The sequence below is a fragment of the Bacillus sp. SDLI1 genome (assembly GCF_001553895.1).
In the GTDB taxonomy this organism is placed as follows: domain Bacteria; phylum Bacillota; class Bacilli; order Bacillales; family Bacillaceae; genus Bacillus; species Bacillus siamensis.
On record NZ_CP013950.1, the window covers coordinates 3,693,412 to 3,707,010 of the forward strand.

Genomic DNA, 13,599 nt, shown 5'->3' on the forward strand with positions numbered 1-13,599 from the left:
GTTAAATATATAATTTCGGCTTTGATCTGCCCGATGTTCTTTTTGGACGCGGCTGTTCCGCTGATGTTGCTTCAGTTTCGTCTTTTTCTTGTGAAGCGGATGCTTTTTCAGACGTCTTCTTTGATGTTTTAGATGAGGCGTCTGATTTGTTTTCACCTTCAGTTTCGTCCGTTTTTTCATCTTCATCCTTTTTGTCCTGTTCGGCTGTTTCTTTTGTCTCGCCGGATTCGCTATCTTCATTCTCATCATCGCTGCTGCTTAATTGACTGTAAAGCTTCATCATGGCGGGCAGATTCCGCACTAAAGGGCCGTACTGCTGGATCATCGGCGTAACCTGCTGCGCCACGCCGAGCACCTTCTGAACATTGCCGAGCATGCTCGACAGGGATGCCGGACTTGCCAGACTCTGAATTCCCTGCAATCCCTGCAGGCCTGCGCCTGCTCCTCCGCTGGCCGCTGCCGGTGCGGACCCGGCAGCGCTTCCTCCTGATCCGGGTAAAAAACGGGAAAGCATTCCTTTTAAGCCTCCTCCGCCTGTGCCTGCGTTTCTCAAACCTGCTCCGGCCATCTGCTGCTGAGGGAAAAACTGCCGGCCCTGCTGCATCATCTGCCGGCCCGGCAATGACGGTCTGCCTCTCATCATCATCCGCGGGTTCATCAACGGCCGGCCCTGCTGCGCCATATTTCTCATCGGCTGCTGTGGAAACATACTTGTACCTCCTTTCTGTCTCTCTGCTATTACAATATGCATCGGAGGGGGCATTTGCTTTTCTGTCCGGAAAACAGGATTCCCCCAAGACATGGTGTTTTTAAGTAAAATCGGTTATAATGTGATGATGGACACAGAATGTGCCGCTTTAAGGAGCTGGGAAAAATGAAAGAAACTAAATTTGATGGATACAACTTAAAACCGTTTATTATAGATGCAGTTCACCGCCTTGGTTTTTATGAACCGACAGATATTCAAAAGCGGCTGATACCCGCTGTATTGAAAAACGAAAGCGTGATCGGGCAGTCCCAGACGGGGACGGGAAAAACCCACGCCTATTTATTGCCTATTCTGAATCGGATTGATCCGGATTCTGATACGGTGCAGGCGGTTATCACGGCGCCGACGAGAGAGCTTGCCAATCAGATTTATCAGGAAGCGCTCAAAATCACACAGGGTGCCGAAGACGGGCCGATCCGGACAAAATGCTTTATCGGCGGAACGGACAAGCAAAAATCAATTGATAAGCTGAAAACACAGCCTCATCTCGTCGTCGGAACGCCGGGCCGGATTGCGGATCTGATTAAAGCGCAGGCATTGAACGTGTATAAAGCGCAGTCTCTCGTCATTGACGAAGCTGATCTGATGCTTGATATGGGCTTTTTAGAAGACGTTGATTACATCGGATCCCGTATGCCGGAACAACTGCAGATGCTTGTTTTCTCAGCTACGATTCCGGAAAAGCTGAAGCCGTTTTTGAAAAAGTATATGGAAAATCCGAAATACGCTCATGTTGAGCCGAAAAGGATCACAGCCGAAAAGATCGAACATGTTTTGGTTCCTTCTAAACAGCGTGATAAAGACAAACTGCTTTTTGATATGATGTCGAACCTGAATCCTTATCTGGGCATCGTGTTTGCCAATACGAAAAATACGGCTGACCATATTGCAAAATACCTGACCGAAAAAGGCATGAGAATCGGCCTTCTGCACGGGGGATTAACGCCGCGTGAACGTAAAAAGGTAATGAAGCAGATTAATGATCTGGAATTCACTTATGTCATTGCGACAGACCTTGCGGCAAGAGGAATTGACATTAAAGGCGTAAGCCATGTCATCAACTACGAGCTTCCGGACGATCTGGATTTTTATGTTCACCGCGTCGGAAGAACCGCACGCGCCGGTTCATCAGGCCAAGCACTGACTATATACGAGCTTTCTGACGAAGATGCGCTCGCAAGACTCGAAAAGATGGGCATTGTGTTTGACTATGCGGAGCTTGTAAACGGGGAATGGAAGAAAGGCGATGACCGCCACCGCCGTAAAAATCGCAAAAAGACGGCAAATGAGGCTGACCAAATGGCGAAACGCCTTGTGAAAAAGCCGAAAAAAGTAAAGCCGGGCTATAAAAAGAAAATGAGCTACGAAATGGAAAAAATTAAAAAGAAGCAGAGAAGAAACCAATCTAACAGAGGAAAGTAGGGGGAATCGGGTTGCTGAAAATAGGCTCACACGTCTCAATGAGCGGAAAACATATGCTCCTTGCCGCAAGCAAGGAAGCCGTTTCATACGGGGCGAACACATTTATGATCTATACGGGCGCTCCCCAAAATACGCGCCGCAAAAAAATTGAAGACTTGAATATTGAAGCGGGCCGCGCCCATATGAAGGAAAACGGCATCGGTGACATTGTCGTGCATGCGCCGTACATCATTAACATCGGAAATACGACAAACCCGGCAACATTTGAGCTGGGCGTTGATTTTCTGCGTTCTGAAATTGAAAGAACGGCAGCGATCGGCGCGAAACAGATCGTGCTTCACCCAGGAGCGCATGTCGGAGCCGGTGCTGAAACGGGCATCAAAAAGATCATTGAAGGATTAAACGAAGTGATTGATCCGGGCCAAAGCGTCCAGATTGCGCTGGAGACAATGGCGGGCAAAGGGTCAGAATGCGGAAGAAGTTTTGAAGAGCTTGCCGAGATCATTTCGGGCGTCACACATAATGAACATCTTTCCGTCTGCTTTGACACTTGTCACACCCATGATGCAGGATATGATGTTGCCAATGATTTTGACGGCGTTCTTAATGAGTTTGATAAAATCGTCGGCATCGACCGGATAAAAGTCCTTCATGTGAATGACAGCAAAAATATCAGGGGAGCCCGTAAAGACCGTCATGAAAACATCGGGTTCGGAGAGATCGGTTTTGACGCTCTGCAGTACATTGTTCATCACGAGCAGCTTGCCGATATTCCGAAAATCCTCGAAACACCTTATGTAGGCGAAGACAAGAAAAATAAGAAGCCGCCGTACCGTTTTGAAATCGAAATGCTGAAAGAAAAGCAGTTTGACAAGGAGCTTCTTGAAAAAATATCAGCTCAATAAAAAGGAGGGGGGGAATTGCCCCTCCTTTTTTTACCCTGAAAATTGATTGAAAAGTTCGTCAACTTTCCGAGCCGTTTCTTTTGAGGTAATCGTTTCCACTTTTTTCAGCAGGCGAAGCCGCTCCTGTTCATCAAAAATATTGATATTTTTTCCGTGCATCAGAGCCGCTACCTCAGCCGCTTGACTTCTCGTAATGCTGATTCCGTATTGCTTTGAATATTTCAGCAGGTCGTCCGCAGTGGCTTGATTGAGCCGCTGCAAAATGATTCTTTGTATTAAAATCATCGATACTTTCACCTCTTTAGACATAATGTATTGAGCAAATTATTAAAATGTTACAGCTTTTAATGGTAAAATGAAGTTGCTTACTGTTTAAAATAGTTATTACAGGAAAGGAGATTTTATGACCCCAAATAAACAGCACAAAAAAGAATCATTTTTACACTTTATCTTCAGGGTCATCATGATTCTGATCGGGGCGGGTTCAGCCGCCGTAAGTATTGAATTGTTTCTGGTCCCTAATAATTTTATCGACGGAGGCATTATCGGTGTTTCATTAATTTTAGACCACCTCTTTATGTCCAATCCCCTCCTCAATTTCGCCTTATTCGTTGTGTTACTCAACATTCCATTTATGATTTTCGGATATAAATATATCGGCAAAACATTTCTCATCTCTACTTTTATCGGAATCGTCGGTTTAGCGCTGATTGAATCCTCCTTGCACCATGTGGAGGCCATTACGACCCAGCCTATTTTGGCGACGGTATTCGGCGGGCTTTTGCTCGGTTTCGGGGTAGGCCTTGTCATCCGAAACGGAGGCTCGATGGACGGTACTGAAATACTCGGTATCCTTCTCACAAAAAAGCTGCCCTTTTCAGTCGGAGAATTCGTTATGCTCATCAATGTGTTTATTTTTATATGGGCCGGTTTTGTGTTCGGTCCGGAGCAGGCGATGTATTCTTTCATGACTTATTATATTGCCATGAAAACGATTGACGCCGTCATTCAGGGTCTCGATGAAACAAAAGCGGTCATTATTGTGGCAGACCAGTATGCGGAAATTTCAGACGCGATCTTGCACCGGCTTGGAAGGGGAACCACCAAGCTTCAGGGAAAAGGCGGATATACAGATGAAACCAAAGAAGTCATTTACGCGGTCGTGACAAGGCTTGAAGTGACAAAGTTGAAATCCATTGTGTTTGAAATTGATAAAAACGCATTTATTACGATCATGAATACCCATGAAACGAGGGGCGGTAAGTTCAAAACCGCGATTCACTAGGCTTTCGTTTACTTTTCGTCATTTTATAGGTATAATTTTATACAGCATAAGAAAATGGCCTGCTGTTCATTCAGCTGCCATTTTCTTTTTGGAGCGATACCGTGTTGTAAAGGGGAGGTCCTCATGAACGTACAAGAAGCGTTGAACCTGCTGAAAGAAAAAGGGTATAAATATACGAGTAAGCGAGAAGACATGCTGCAGCTTTTTGCTGATTCTGATAAATATCTGACGGCCAAAAACGTGCTTGCCGCATTAAACGACGACTATCCGGGTTTGAGCTTTGATACCATATACAGAAATCTTTCGTTATATGAAGAACTCGGTATTTTAGAAACGACGGAGCTGTCCGGGGAAAAACTGTTCCGATTTACATGCTCTTATACCCATCACCATCACCATTTTATCTGTTTAACCTGCGGGAAAACGAAGGAAATTGAGTCCTGTCCGATGGATAAGCTTCACGATGATTTGGAAGGGTATGAAATCAGCGGTCATAAATTTGAAATTTACGGCACCTGTCCGGCGTGCCGATAAAAAACCTCCTGTATAAGCAGGAGGTTTTTTCAGCTTCTGACATGCTGAAGGCTGTGTTTGTTTTTATTGATCCAGGCGACGGCTTCAAGCCAATTCTGCACCCTGATAATATTGGAATCGGTGGGGAGCTGGTTATAAGGGGAATCAAAAAGGATAACCGGAATGCCTGCTTCTTTTGCGATCATTGTCGCGTTGCCGTGGTGATCTTCGAAAAACAGGTCAATGCCGTGTTTTTTGACGGCCTCCACTTTGTGATGACTCCCGACAAGCTCAATGTGATCGTAATGAACGTCCCGGTTTGCAAACCAGTCCAGCGTGACATCTTCTAAGTGGCTGCGTCTTGCCGTAATGTAGATGAGGCGATGCTCTTCTTTCAGTCCGTCCAGCGCCTGCTTCGCAAATTCCGCGAGCTTTGCTTCTTTATATATGGCTGCTTCATGAACATTCATCCATTCCCAAAACTCCTCAGCTGTAATGTTCAAAAGCTTGGTCAGATCATAATCAGTCATATCATCCAAGGTAATGGAAAGATGAAATGAGCGGTTTAAATAAGGGACAAATGTATCCTGTGCCGTAACCGTGCCGTCAATATCTATACCTAACCGTAACATGTCCACACTCCTATATTTTCATCCCTTCAAGTGTAACATAAACAATTGACAATACCAGCAAAGTTTAGCAAACATGATTCCGTAAAAAACGCGGAAACTAAAAAAGCTCCTTTCATAAAAGAAAAAGGGGGAATTGAAGGTGGCATACGATTACGAAAATCGAAAAGACAACGACTACTATGTGGATCATGGATCGGAAGGAACGGATATCACGCGTGATGTTTATTCAGAAGAGACAGCGGCCGAAATTTCAGAGCCATATCGTGCTTCTGACCGAGCAGCAGACCGCGATGATAACCGGGACGGAGTAAGCGAAGGCCGGGGTATAGGGTATGCAGCATTGGCTATTTCTATCATCTCCCTGTTCGTGCTCCCAGTTTTATTAGGGGCATGCGGCATTATCGTCGGCTATATCGCCAGAAGAAGAGGAGCGGGCGCTCTAGGCGGCTGGGCGATGGGAATCGGTATTGTTTCCCTTGTGCTGGGCATCTTCATTACACCGTTTTTCTAACACGCAAAAAAAAGCTTGGCGGATTATCCGTCAAGCTTTTTGTGTGTCTTGTTCTGCTTTTGCTTTTTCTGCTTCAAGCTTTGCGTAGTGTTCTTCTGCCAGTTTGTCGATTTCTTTTTTCAGCTCTTCGACCATTGTTTCTTCAGGGACTTTGCGGACGATTTGGCCTTTGCGGAAAAGAAGTCCTTCGCCGCGGGCGCCGGCAATACCGATATCGGCTTCTCTTGCTTCGCCCGGTCCGTTAACGGCGCACCCGAGAACGGCTACTTTAATCGGCGCTTTGACTTTAGAAATGTATTCTTCGACTTCATTTGCTATGCTGATAAGATCAATTTCGATCCGTCCGCATGTCGGGCATGAAATAAGCGTAGCCGCGTTTGAAGCGAGACCGAATGATTTCAGCAGCTCTCTGGCTACTTTTACTTCTTCAACAGGGTCGGCGCTCAGGGAGATCCGGAGCGTGTTTCCGATTCCTTTGCTTAATATCGCTCCGAGTCCGGCCGCGCTTTTTACCGTTCCTGCAAACAGCGTGCCTGATTCTGTAATCCCGAGGTGGAGCGGATAATCAAATGCTTTTGACGCTTTTTCGTATGCTTCTATGGCGAGATTGACGTCAGACGCTTTCATGCTGACGATAATGTCGTGAAAATCAAGGTCTTCCAGGATTTTTATATGATGAAGCGCACTCTCAACCATGCCGTCAGCAGTCGGATAGCCGTACTTTTCAAGAATTCGTTTTTCCAATGATCCTGCGTTTACGCCGATTCGGATCGGAATTCCTTTTTCTTTAGCCGCTTTTACGACCGCTTCCACTTTTTCACGGCGGCCGATATTACCGGGGTTGATTCTGATTTTGTCGGCGCCGCCCTCAATTGCTTTTAATGCGAGCTTGTAATCAAAATGAATATCGACAACGAGAGGGATGGAAATTCGTTTTTTGATGTCGGCAATTGCGTTCGCCGCGCGTTCGTCAGGGCATGCCACCCGGACAATTTGGCAGCCGGCTTCAGCTAAACGGTTGATTTCCGCCACTGTTGCTTCTACGTCGTGTGTTTTGGTCGTCGTCATACTTTGGATGACGACTTCATTATTTCCGCCTATTGTTAAAGGTCCCACTTTGACGGGACGCGTTTTTGTACGATGTGTGATTTCACTCACTTGTCAATCGCTCCTTAATTGTAGTTACCGCTTCTGCAGGCTGAGCCTTTTACATGTCTGGCAACTTCTATTTACATATTATATTGTAACAGTGTATTTGCCGAACTGACAAGAAATTAACGTTTAATTACGGTAGACGGGGAATTTATAAGCGGTGCCCGCCTGAATGGCGTTTGCTTTCACATTCGGATTCAGCGCTTCAAAATCTTGTACAATATCATCCGGCGCTTTATGTGCGCCGACGATCGACATCACCGTATCACCTTTTTTGACCGTAACCGTTCTGTATGATGTTTCCTGATTTGCAGGCTGAGCCGCCGCAGCGTATGCAGGAAGGCCTTGAGAAGGGATCGTGCCGATTTTAAGATCATAAAAGATAATAAATATCACAAATAAACTGCCGAATACAAAAGTAAGCCGCTTCATTCCAACCGCCTCCCGCATACATGTTTACTTCATTGTATGCTTGTCCCATTTTGTTCATGACAAAAAAAGAAGACCGCGGGGGGCGGTCTTTGTTACACAGCAGTCTTTCTTGGCGGTATCTCTTTTAAGACGAGGAAAAGGATGATAAAGTTTACAAACCAATTCAATAAAAATTCGCTCGGAACCGTAATGACAAGCGCACGCATAATCGTAAAGAATATGGTGGAGAGCGTAATGGAATAAGCCGAAAGCTTCCAGAGCTGCTGATAATTCAATGTCTTTCTTTGCGCATTTTTTATAATCAGCCCGATGACGGCGAGAAATGAGACTTCAATGAATTTGCCGGCCGCCGTCATAATGAACAGCAAAACGGAAAGGACGGCGACGATCATCGTTTTATTTTGGTTTAAAGCTGATATGATTTCACTTTTAGTGATATCAGCAGGCATTAATGAATAATTCATTTCTGTCGCCTGTCCGTCTACTGCAAGCACCATTTTATTCTTCAAAATGCCGATCGCGTTTTGTTTCGCCGCTATTTGTTTAGCGCCGTACGCATCAGTGGGATCAAACACGATAACAAACCCGTTCGCTTCCGTTTCCTTAGAGGCGGAAGCTTTCGTCTGCAATTCACCGTTTGAAATTTTGAAATCAGGGAAATCTTTTTCTAACACGGTTTTGAAACCGTTCATTGAGTTTACGGTGCCGGAGCAAAGGTAATAAGCGCTCGGCAACGTAAAAAGGACAGACAGCAAAAATACATAAAGGATCGCTTTTCCTATCCCCTGAAACCGTGTTTTTGCAATATCTGCCGGAGAGTATGTACTTTTCAATAAAGCCGTAAATATGTTCAACATCTTCACTTCCTAGCCTAAACTGGTATATGTTGCTTATTGTATCGTTCACCGGAGATGAACACAAGTGAGAGTATTTAAAGCGGCGGTAAGGAATCATACATATTAAGAAAAAGCGGAAGCGGTAATGCTCCGTAAAACAAAGGAGGTTGTTTAAGTTATGAGTGTTTTGTATTGGCTGATTATTATTGCGGTCTTCGTCATTGCTTTCATCGGTCTTGTGTATCCGGTGATCCCAAGCGTTATATTTATCGTGGCCGGTTTTCTCCTCTACGGATTTCTGTTTTCCTTCAGTCCTTATTCTTACCTCTTCTGGCTCATTGAGGCGGTATTTGCGGCCGTTTTATTTGCAGCTGACTATGTGTCAAACTTACTTGGCATCAAAAGGTACGGAGGGAGCAGGGCGGCGATCTGGGGGAGCACGATCGGATTATTGATCGGGCCCTTTGTTATTCCCGTGGCAGGCATTATATTAGGTCCGTTTATCGGTGCTGTCTGCGCTGAGGTATTTGTTCATCAAAAGGATATCAAGTCTGCGGCAAAAGTGGGACTGGGCTCGTTAATCGGCTTTTTAACAAGCGTCGCGGCCAAAGGAGTCATTCAGCTCTTTATGATTGGATACTTCTTATGGACGGTGCTTTAGAAGGTTTAATTTCGGCCGTGAACGGATAAAGTGTAATATGTCTGCTGGAATCGCCGGATTGTGAGCTTTTTCATTGATTACCTTGCTTTCTTTTGTTACATTGAGATTAGAAAAGTTCGCTAAAAGCGGCATTTCAGTACATATATTTAAAGGAGGAAAAAAATTATGGCTTACAAACTTCCAGAACTGCCTTACGCTTATGATGCTTTAGAACCGCATATCGATAAGGAAACGATGACGATTCACCACACGAAGCACCATAACACATACGTTACAAACCTGAACAAAGCGATCGAAGGATCAGCTCTTGCAGAGAAATCTGTAGAAGAGCTTGTCGCTGATTTAAACGCAGTGCCGGAGGATATCCGCACAGCTGTCCGCAACAATGGCGGCGGACATGCAAACCACTCTTTATTCTGGACTCTTTTATCTCCAAACGGCGGAGGCGAACCGACTGGTGAGCTTGCTGAAGAGATCAAAAGCACGTTCGGAAGCTTCGATCAATTTAAAGAAAAATTCGCTGCAGCGGCTGCCGGCCGTTTCGGTTCCGGCTGGGCTTGGCTTGTTGTAAACAACGGCAAACTTGAAATTACAAGCACGCCAAACCAAGATTCACCGCTTTCAGAAGGTAAAACGCCTGTCCTCGGTCTTGATGTTTGGGAGCACGCTTACTACCTGAACTACCAAAACCGCCGTCCTGATTACATTTCAGCTTTCTGGAATGTTGTAAATTGGGATGAAGTTGCCCGCCTTTACAGCGAAGCAAAATAAATAGTTCTGATCAAACAAGGTCTCCCGAGGGAGGCCTTGTTTTTTTATTGACTTTGATTCCTTTTTACATATCTCAGTTTGAGTGAGACAGACTAATGTGTAGTAAAGGGGAGTCAATGATGAGCAAAATAAAAAAAATTATCGGCGACATCGAAGTAAATAAAGGTCTGCTGCTGTTATTGACGATTGGCGGCCTTTACTCATTAGGCATCGCGCTGTCAAATACTTTTGTCAATGTGTACTTATGGAAACAGTCAGGAAAATTCATTGATTTGGCCATATACAATTTATCGGTCGTGACGATGCAGCCGATTACCTTTCTTCTGGCGGGTCGGCTGGCTAAAAAAATTGACAGGGTGTTTATTCTCAGGTTCGGTGTTATCTTTTTGGCGGCTTTTTATTTAAGTGTGCTCCTTGCCGGGGAAAATGCGGCTTCCCGCCTCATTTTGATCGGTGCCGTGCTCGGAGTGGGATATGGTTTTTACTGGCTGGCTTTTAACGTGCTGACTTTCGAAATTACGGAACCTGAAACGAGAGATTTTTTCAACGGCTTTTTAGGCATTTTATCTTCGTCGGCAGGGATGATCGGCCCGATTGTGGCCGGGTTGGTCATCTCAAGACTTCAAAACAATACGGGTTATACAGTCATTTTCAGCCTGTCGCTCGGCTTATTTGCCCTTGCCGTGGTCATGAGCTTTTTTCTCAAGCGGAGAGAGTCGAAAGGCCGGTTTATGCTGAAAAAAGTTTATGATGAGCGTCACACGAATCTGAATTGGCGCCGGATTACAAACGCGCACTTTTTTCAAGGCTTGAGAGAAGGGATTTTTGTTTTTTTAATCAGCGTATTTGTGTTCATTGCGACAAACAGTGAGCTGGCGCTCGGGACATTCGGTCTCGTCAATTCCGCTGTTTCTTTTTTTGCTTACTATTTTGCATCAAGGCTCATCAAAAAAAGATCGCGTAAAAAGGCGATTCTTATCGGCGGATTGATTGTGTACGGCGCCCTGTTTCTCATTATTTTTCATATGAGCTTTACGACGCTTCTTATATACGGAGTGTTTATTGCGATCGGCTATCCTGTTCTGCTCGTGCCGTATGTCTCGCTTACATATGATGTAATAGGCCGGGCGCGGCTTGCCAGAAAGGCCAGAATTGAGTACATCGTGCTCAGGGAATTGTTTTTAAATGCAGGCCGGATCGTTTCCATCCTGTGCTTCCTTTTGATCGTTACCTTGCTGAAGGAAAAAGTGGGAATACCGGCGGCGCTCGTGCTGCTCGGAGCCGGTCATCCGCTGATTTATTACTTTATTAAAGACGTTAAACTGGATACGGAAACTTCTGATGAAACAGTGGAAGAGGACCGACAAAAACAGGCGGGTGAACCGAATTTTATAAAAGGAGAAAGATAAAAGGGTTATCTGTAGAAAATTATCGAAAAAACCTTTAGAATGAAAAATGGCACCTGAACAAAAGGTGTCATTTCTTTCTGTAAATAAGAAAAGGTGATGTCATGAGGAGAAATAAAAAGAAAATAGCAGTAAGCAAAGAAAAGAAAAAATCATTGCCGATCCGGCTTAATTTTTTGTTTTTGGCCGCGTTTCTTATTTTCACGTGGATTATCGTCGAGCTTGGCATCAAGCAGATCGTTCAGGGTGATGACTATAAAAACGCTGCCAATAAGCAAGAAGAGTCTGATGTCAGCACGGCGGTTCCAAGAGGGAAAATATACGATCGGAACCTTAATCCCATCGTAACGAATAAAGCATTAAATGCGATTACATATACACGTTCAGCCTCAACCACCCAGGCACAGCGTTTAAAAATCGCAAAAAAACTGTCGGGTATGATTAAAGTAAGCACCAAAAAGGTGACTGAACGGGATAAAAAAGACTATTGGATGTTAACGAGGCCTGATGAAGCGAAAAAACTGATTACGGCCAAAGAAAAGCAAAAAGCTGAAGACAAAAAATTGTCTGATGATGATTTATACCAGCTCCAGCTGAAACGCATTACGGACAAACAGCTGAATGAACTCACTTCAAAAGATATGCAGATCCTTGCGATCAAAAGGCAGATGGATTCAGGCTACTCACTGACGCCTCAATACATCAAAAATGAAGGGGTTTCAGCAAAAGAAATGGCCGTCGTCAGCGAACATTTAGATGAGCTGCCGGGGGTTGACGTGACGTCTGACTGGGAACGGTCTTATCCTTACAAAAGTCTGATCCGGACATTGCTCGGCAGTGTATCCAGTTCGAACGAAGGTCTTCCGTCCAACCTGCTGGATCACTATCTGTCACTCGGATACAGCCGGAATGACAGGGTCGGAAAAAGCTATTTAGAATATCAATATGAAAGCCTGCTGCAGGGGCAAAAAGAGAAAGTGCAGAACTTAACCGACTCATCCGGAAATGTCACGGGCAGCAAAGTGATTTCAAAAGGACAGGCCGGCAAAGACCTTGTGTTATCCATTGATATGGACCTGCAGAAGTCCGTTGAAAAAATCATTGAGAAAAATTTAAGATCGGCCAAAGCGAGACCGAGCACGAAGCTTCTTGATCGGGCCTTTGTCGTCATGATGAACCCGAAAAACGGCGAAGTGCTGACGATGGCCGGCAAACAGATTACGAATGACCATGGAAAGTACAAAATTAATGATTACGCCCTTGGCGCAATGACGTCCTCCTATGCAATGGGATCGGCGGTCAAAGGAGCAACGGTATTGACGGGACTCCAGACGGGCGCGATTAATTTGAACACCGTTTTTCAGGATGAGCCTTTGTATTTCAAAGGTAGTAAAAACCCGAAAAAATCATGGACGAATTTAGGTCCTGTTGATATCCAAAAAGCGCTTCAGGAATCATCAAACGTGTTCATGTTTAAAACGGCGATCGCCGTCGGTAAAGGGGAATATAAAAAAGGCCAGTCTCTGCCGCTTGATATGAAGGCATTTGATACTTTCAGATACTACTTCAGTCAGTTCGGTCTCGGAGTGAAGACGGGAATTGATCTCCCGAATGAAGCGACTGGGTATCAAGGGACACAGCGGATTTCCGGTCTTCTGTTAGACTTTGCCATCGGACAGTATGATACGTTCACACCGCTGCAAATGGCACAGTATGTATCAACAATCGCCAATGGAGGCTATCGTTTGAAACCTCAGCTTGTAAAAGAGGTCAGACAGCCTGATTCAAAAAGAGGAATCGGAGCCGTTGTAGAGTCTGTTCAGCCTCAAGTACTGAACAAGATTGATATGAATAATGCTGACATTAAAGAAGTGCAGGCAGGTTTCAGACGTGTAATGACAAAAGGGACAGCCGCAACTGATTTTGCGACGGCGAAATACAGTCCTGCCGGTAAAACGGGTACGGCGCAATCTTTCTATGACGGTCCGGACAAATCAGAGACGGGTGAAGGAACGTATAATACGACTCTTGTCGCTTATGCACCTGCTGATAATCCGGAAGTGGCTATTTCTGTAGTCGTTCCTTGGGCCTATATTGATTACAGCGATCGATATTCGATTACGAATGATATAGGAAGAGCAGCTCTGGACAAATACTTCGAGCTGAAAAAGAAACAAGAAGATAATAATACGAAGCAGAAAAACGAAGATAAAATTCAGGAAGACGCTGCTAACGGCAATACAAATAACTGATAGATGAAACGCTCACAGTCTGTGGGCGTTTTTTTTATACAAAAAAACATCC

Annotated in this window: 15 protein-coding genes; 9 read left to right on the forward strand and 6 right to left on the reverse strand. The window is 44.9% G+C overall.

Annotated features, from left to right (window positions below):
- Position 1: 1 nt before the first annotated feature.
- Entirely contained in the window at positions 2-709 is a 708-nt protein-coding gene (gene vrrA, locus AUL54_RS18120) for a VrrA/YqfQ family protein (RefSeq protein WP_049627032.1), read from the reverse strand.
- Positions 710-874: 165 nt separating this feature from the next.
- Here vrrA and AUL54_RS18125 point away from each other — a divergent pair, with 165 nt between their 5' ends.
- Both AUL54_RS18125 and AUL54_RS18130 read left to right on the forward strand, forming a co-directional pair.
- Positions 875-2,191, forward strand: a complete 1,317-nt coding sequence (locus AUL54_RS18125) for a DEAD/DEAH box helicase (RefSeq protein WP_060964739.1) — start codon at positions 875-877, stop codon at positions 2,189-2,191.
- A gap of 11 nt (positions 2,192-2,202) precedes the next feature.
- Entirely contained in the window at positions 2,203-3,096 is an 894-nt protein-coding gene (locus AUL54_RS18130; protein ID WP_060964740.1) for a deoxyribonuclease IV, read from the forward strand.
- A gap of 30 nt (positions 3,097-3,126) precedes the next feature.
- Here the strand turns inward: AUL54_RS18130 and AUL54_RS18135 are convergent, their stop codons facing one another.
- Complete coding sequence (locus AUL54_RS18135; RefSeq protein ID WP_047475611.1) at positions 3,127-3,381, reverse strand: DUF2624 domain-containing protein; 255 nt, start codon at positions 3,379-3,381, stop codon at positions 3,127-3,129.
- 118 nt (positions 3,382-3,499) lie between these two features.
- On the opposite strand from AUL54_RS18135, the gene AUL54_RS18140 reads away from it, so the two are divergent.
- Positions 3,500-4,381, forward strand: a complete 882-nt coding sequence (locus AUL54_RS18140) for a YitT family protein (RefSeq protein WP_060964741.1) — start codon at positions 3,500-3,502, stop codon at positions 4,379-4,381.
- Between the two features lie 123 nt (positions 4,382-4,504).
- The gene (locus AUL54_RS18145) at positions 4,505-4,915 is read left to right on the forward strand and encodes a zinc uptake transcriptional repressor Zur (RefSeq protein ID WP_003153018.1); all 411 of its coding nucleotides are present in this window, start codon (positions 4,505-4,507) and stop codon (positions 4,913-4,915) included.
- A 29-nt stretch (positions 4,916-4,944) separates the two neighbouring features.
- Here the strand turns inward: AUL54_RS18145 and AUL54_RS18150 are convergent, their stop codons facing one another.
- Positions 4,945-5,526, reverse strand: coding sequence for a 5' nucleotidase, NT5C type (locus AUL54_RS18150; protein ID WP_060964742.1), 582 nt, complete (start codon positions 5,524-5,526; stop codon positions 4,945-4,947).
- Between the two features lie 133 nt (positions 5,527-5,659).
- Here AUL54_RS18150 and AUL54_RS18155 point away from each other — a divergent pair, with 133 nt between their 5' ends.
- On the forward strand, positions 5,660-6,037 hold the full coding sequence (locus AUL54_RS18155; protein WP_101605443.1) for a DUF308 domain-containing protein: 378 nt from the start codon (positions 5,660-5,662) through the stop codon (positions 6,035-6,037).
- 30 nt (positions 6,038-6,067) lie between these two features.
- On the opposite strand, the gene ispG is transcribed toward AUL54_RS18155, so the two are convergent.
- From ispG to AUL54_RS18170, 3 genes are all read right to left on the reverse strand, one after another.
- Positions 6,068-7,186, reverse strand: a complete 1,119-nt coding sequence (ispG, locus tag AUL54_RS18160; RefSeq protein ID WP_198698973.1) for a flavodoxin-dependent (E)-4-hydroxy-3-methylbut-2-enyl-diphosphate synthase — start codon at positions 7,184-7,186, stop codon at positions 6,068-6,070.
- A gap of 132 nt (positions 7,187-7,318) precedes the next feature.
- Positions 7,319-7,621 carry a LysM peptidoglycan-binding domain-containing protein gene (locus tag AUL54_RS18165; protein WP_016938938.1) on the reverse strand — a complete coding sequence of 101 codons (303 nt, stop codon included), beginning with the start codon at positions 7,619-7,621 and terminating at the stop codon, positions 7,319-7,321.
- Positions 7,622-7,713: 92 nt separating this feature from the next.
- Complete coding sequence (locus AUL54_RS18170) at positions 7,714-8,478, reverse strand: DUF1189 domain-containing protein (protein ID WP_060964745.1); 765 nt, start codon at positions 8,476-8,478, stop codon at positions 7,714-7,716.
- Between the two features lie 157 nt (positions 8,479-8,635).
- Between AUL54_RS18170 and AUL54_RS18175 the strand changes: the two genes are divergently transcribed.
- The 4 genes from AUL54_RS18175 to pbpA all read left to right on the forward strand — a co-directional run bounded on the left by AUL54_RS18175 (position 8,636) and on the right by pbpA (position 13,547).
- Complete coding sequence (locus tag AUL54_RS18175; protein ID WP_060964746.1) at positions 8,636-9,118, forward strand: DUF456 domain-containing protein; 483 nt, start codon at positions 8,636-8,638, stop codon at positions 9,116-9,118.
- 165 nt (positions 9,119-9,283) lie between these two features.
- Entirely contained in the window at positions 9,284-9,889 is a 606-nt protein-coding gene (gene sodA, locus AUL54_RS18180; RefSeq protein ID WP_060964747.1) for a superoxide dismutase SodA, read from the forward strand.
- A gap of 119 nt (positions 9,890-10,008) precedes the next feature.
- Positions 10,009-11,298: an MFS transporter gene (locus AUL54_RS18185; protein ID WP_060964748.1), complete on the forward strand. Its 1,290-nt coding sequence runs from the start codon at positions 10,009-10,011 to the stop codon at positions 11,296-11,298.
- Positions 11,299-11,399: 101 nt separating this feature from the next.
- The gene (gene pbpA / locus AUL54_RS18190) at positions 11,400-13,547 is read left to right on the forward strand and encodes a penicillin-binding protein 2A (protein WP_060964749.1); all 2,148 of its coding nucleotides are present in this window, start codon (positions 11,400-11,402) and stop codon (positions 13,545-13,547) included.
- The last annotated feature ends 52 nt before the right edge of the window (positions 13,548-13,599 follow it).

Coding starts and splice junctions, on each gene's coding strand:
- AUL54_RS18165 (WP_016938938.1), bottom strand. CDS start 7,621: ATGAAGCGGCTTACTTTTGTATTCGGCAGTTTATTTGTGATATTTATT.
- AUL54_RS18170 (WP_060964745.1), bottom strand. CDS start 8,478: ATGTTGAACATATTTACGGCTTTATTGAAAAGTACATACTCTCCGGCA.
- pbpA (WP_060964749.1), top strand. CDS start 11,400: ATGAGGAGAAATAAAAAGAAAATAGCAGTAAGCAAAGAAAAGAAAAAA.
- AUL54_RS18150 (WP_060964742.1), bottom strand. CDS start 5,526: ATGTTACGGTTAGGTATAGATATTGACGGCACGGTTACGGCACAGGAT.
- AUL54_RS18125 (WP_060964739.1), top strand. CDS start 875: ATGAAAGAAACTAAATTTGATGGATACAACTTAAAACCGTTTATTATA.
- AUL54_RS18140 (WP_060964741.1), top strand. CDS start 3,500: ATGACCCCAAATAAACAGCACAAAAAAGAATCATTTTTACACTTTATC.
- AUL54_RS18145 (WP_003153018.1), top strand. CDS start 4,505: ATGAACGTACAAGAAGCGTTGAACCTGCTGAAAGAAAAAGGGTATAAA.
- AUL54_RS18175 (WP_060964746.1), top strand. CDS start 8,636: ATGAGTGTTTTGTATTGGCTGATTATTATTGCGGTCTTCGTCATTGCT.
- AUL54_RS18185 (WP_060964748.1), top strand. CDS start 10,009: ATGAGCAAAATAAAAAAAATTATCGGCGACATCGAAGTAAATAAAGGT.
- vrrA (WP_049627032.1), bottom strand. CDS start 709: ATGTTTCCACAGCAGCCGATGAGAAATATGGCGCAGCAGGGCCGGCCG.
- AUL54_RS18135 (WP_047475611.1), bottom strand. CDS start 3,381: ATGATTTTAATACAAAGAATCATTTTGCAGCGGCTCAATCAAGCCACT.
- sodA (WP_060964747.1), top strand. CDS start 9,284: ATGGCTTACAAACTTCCAGAACTGCCTTACGCTTATGATGCTTTAGAA.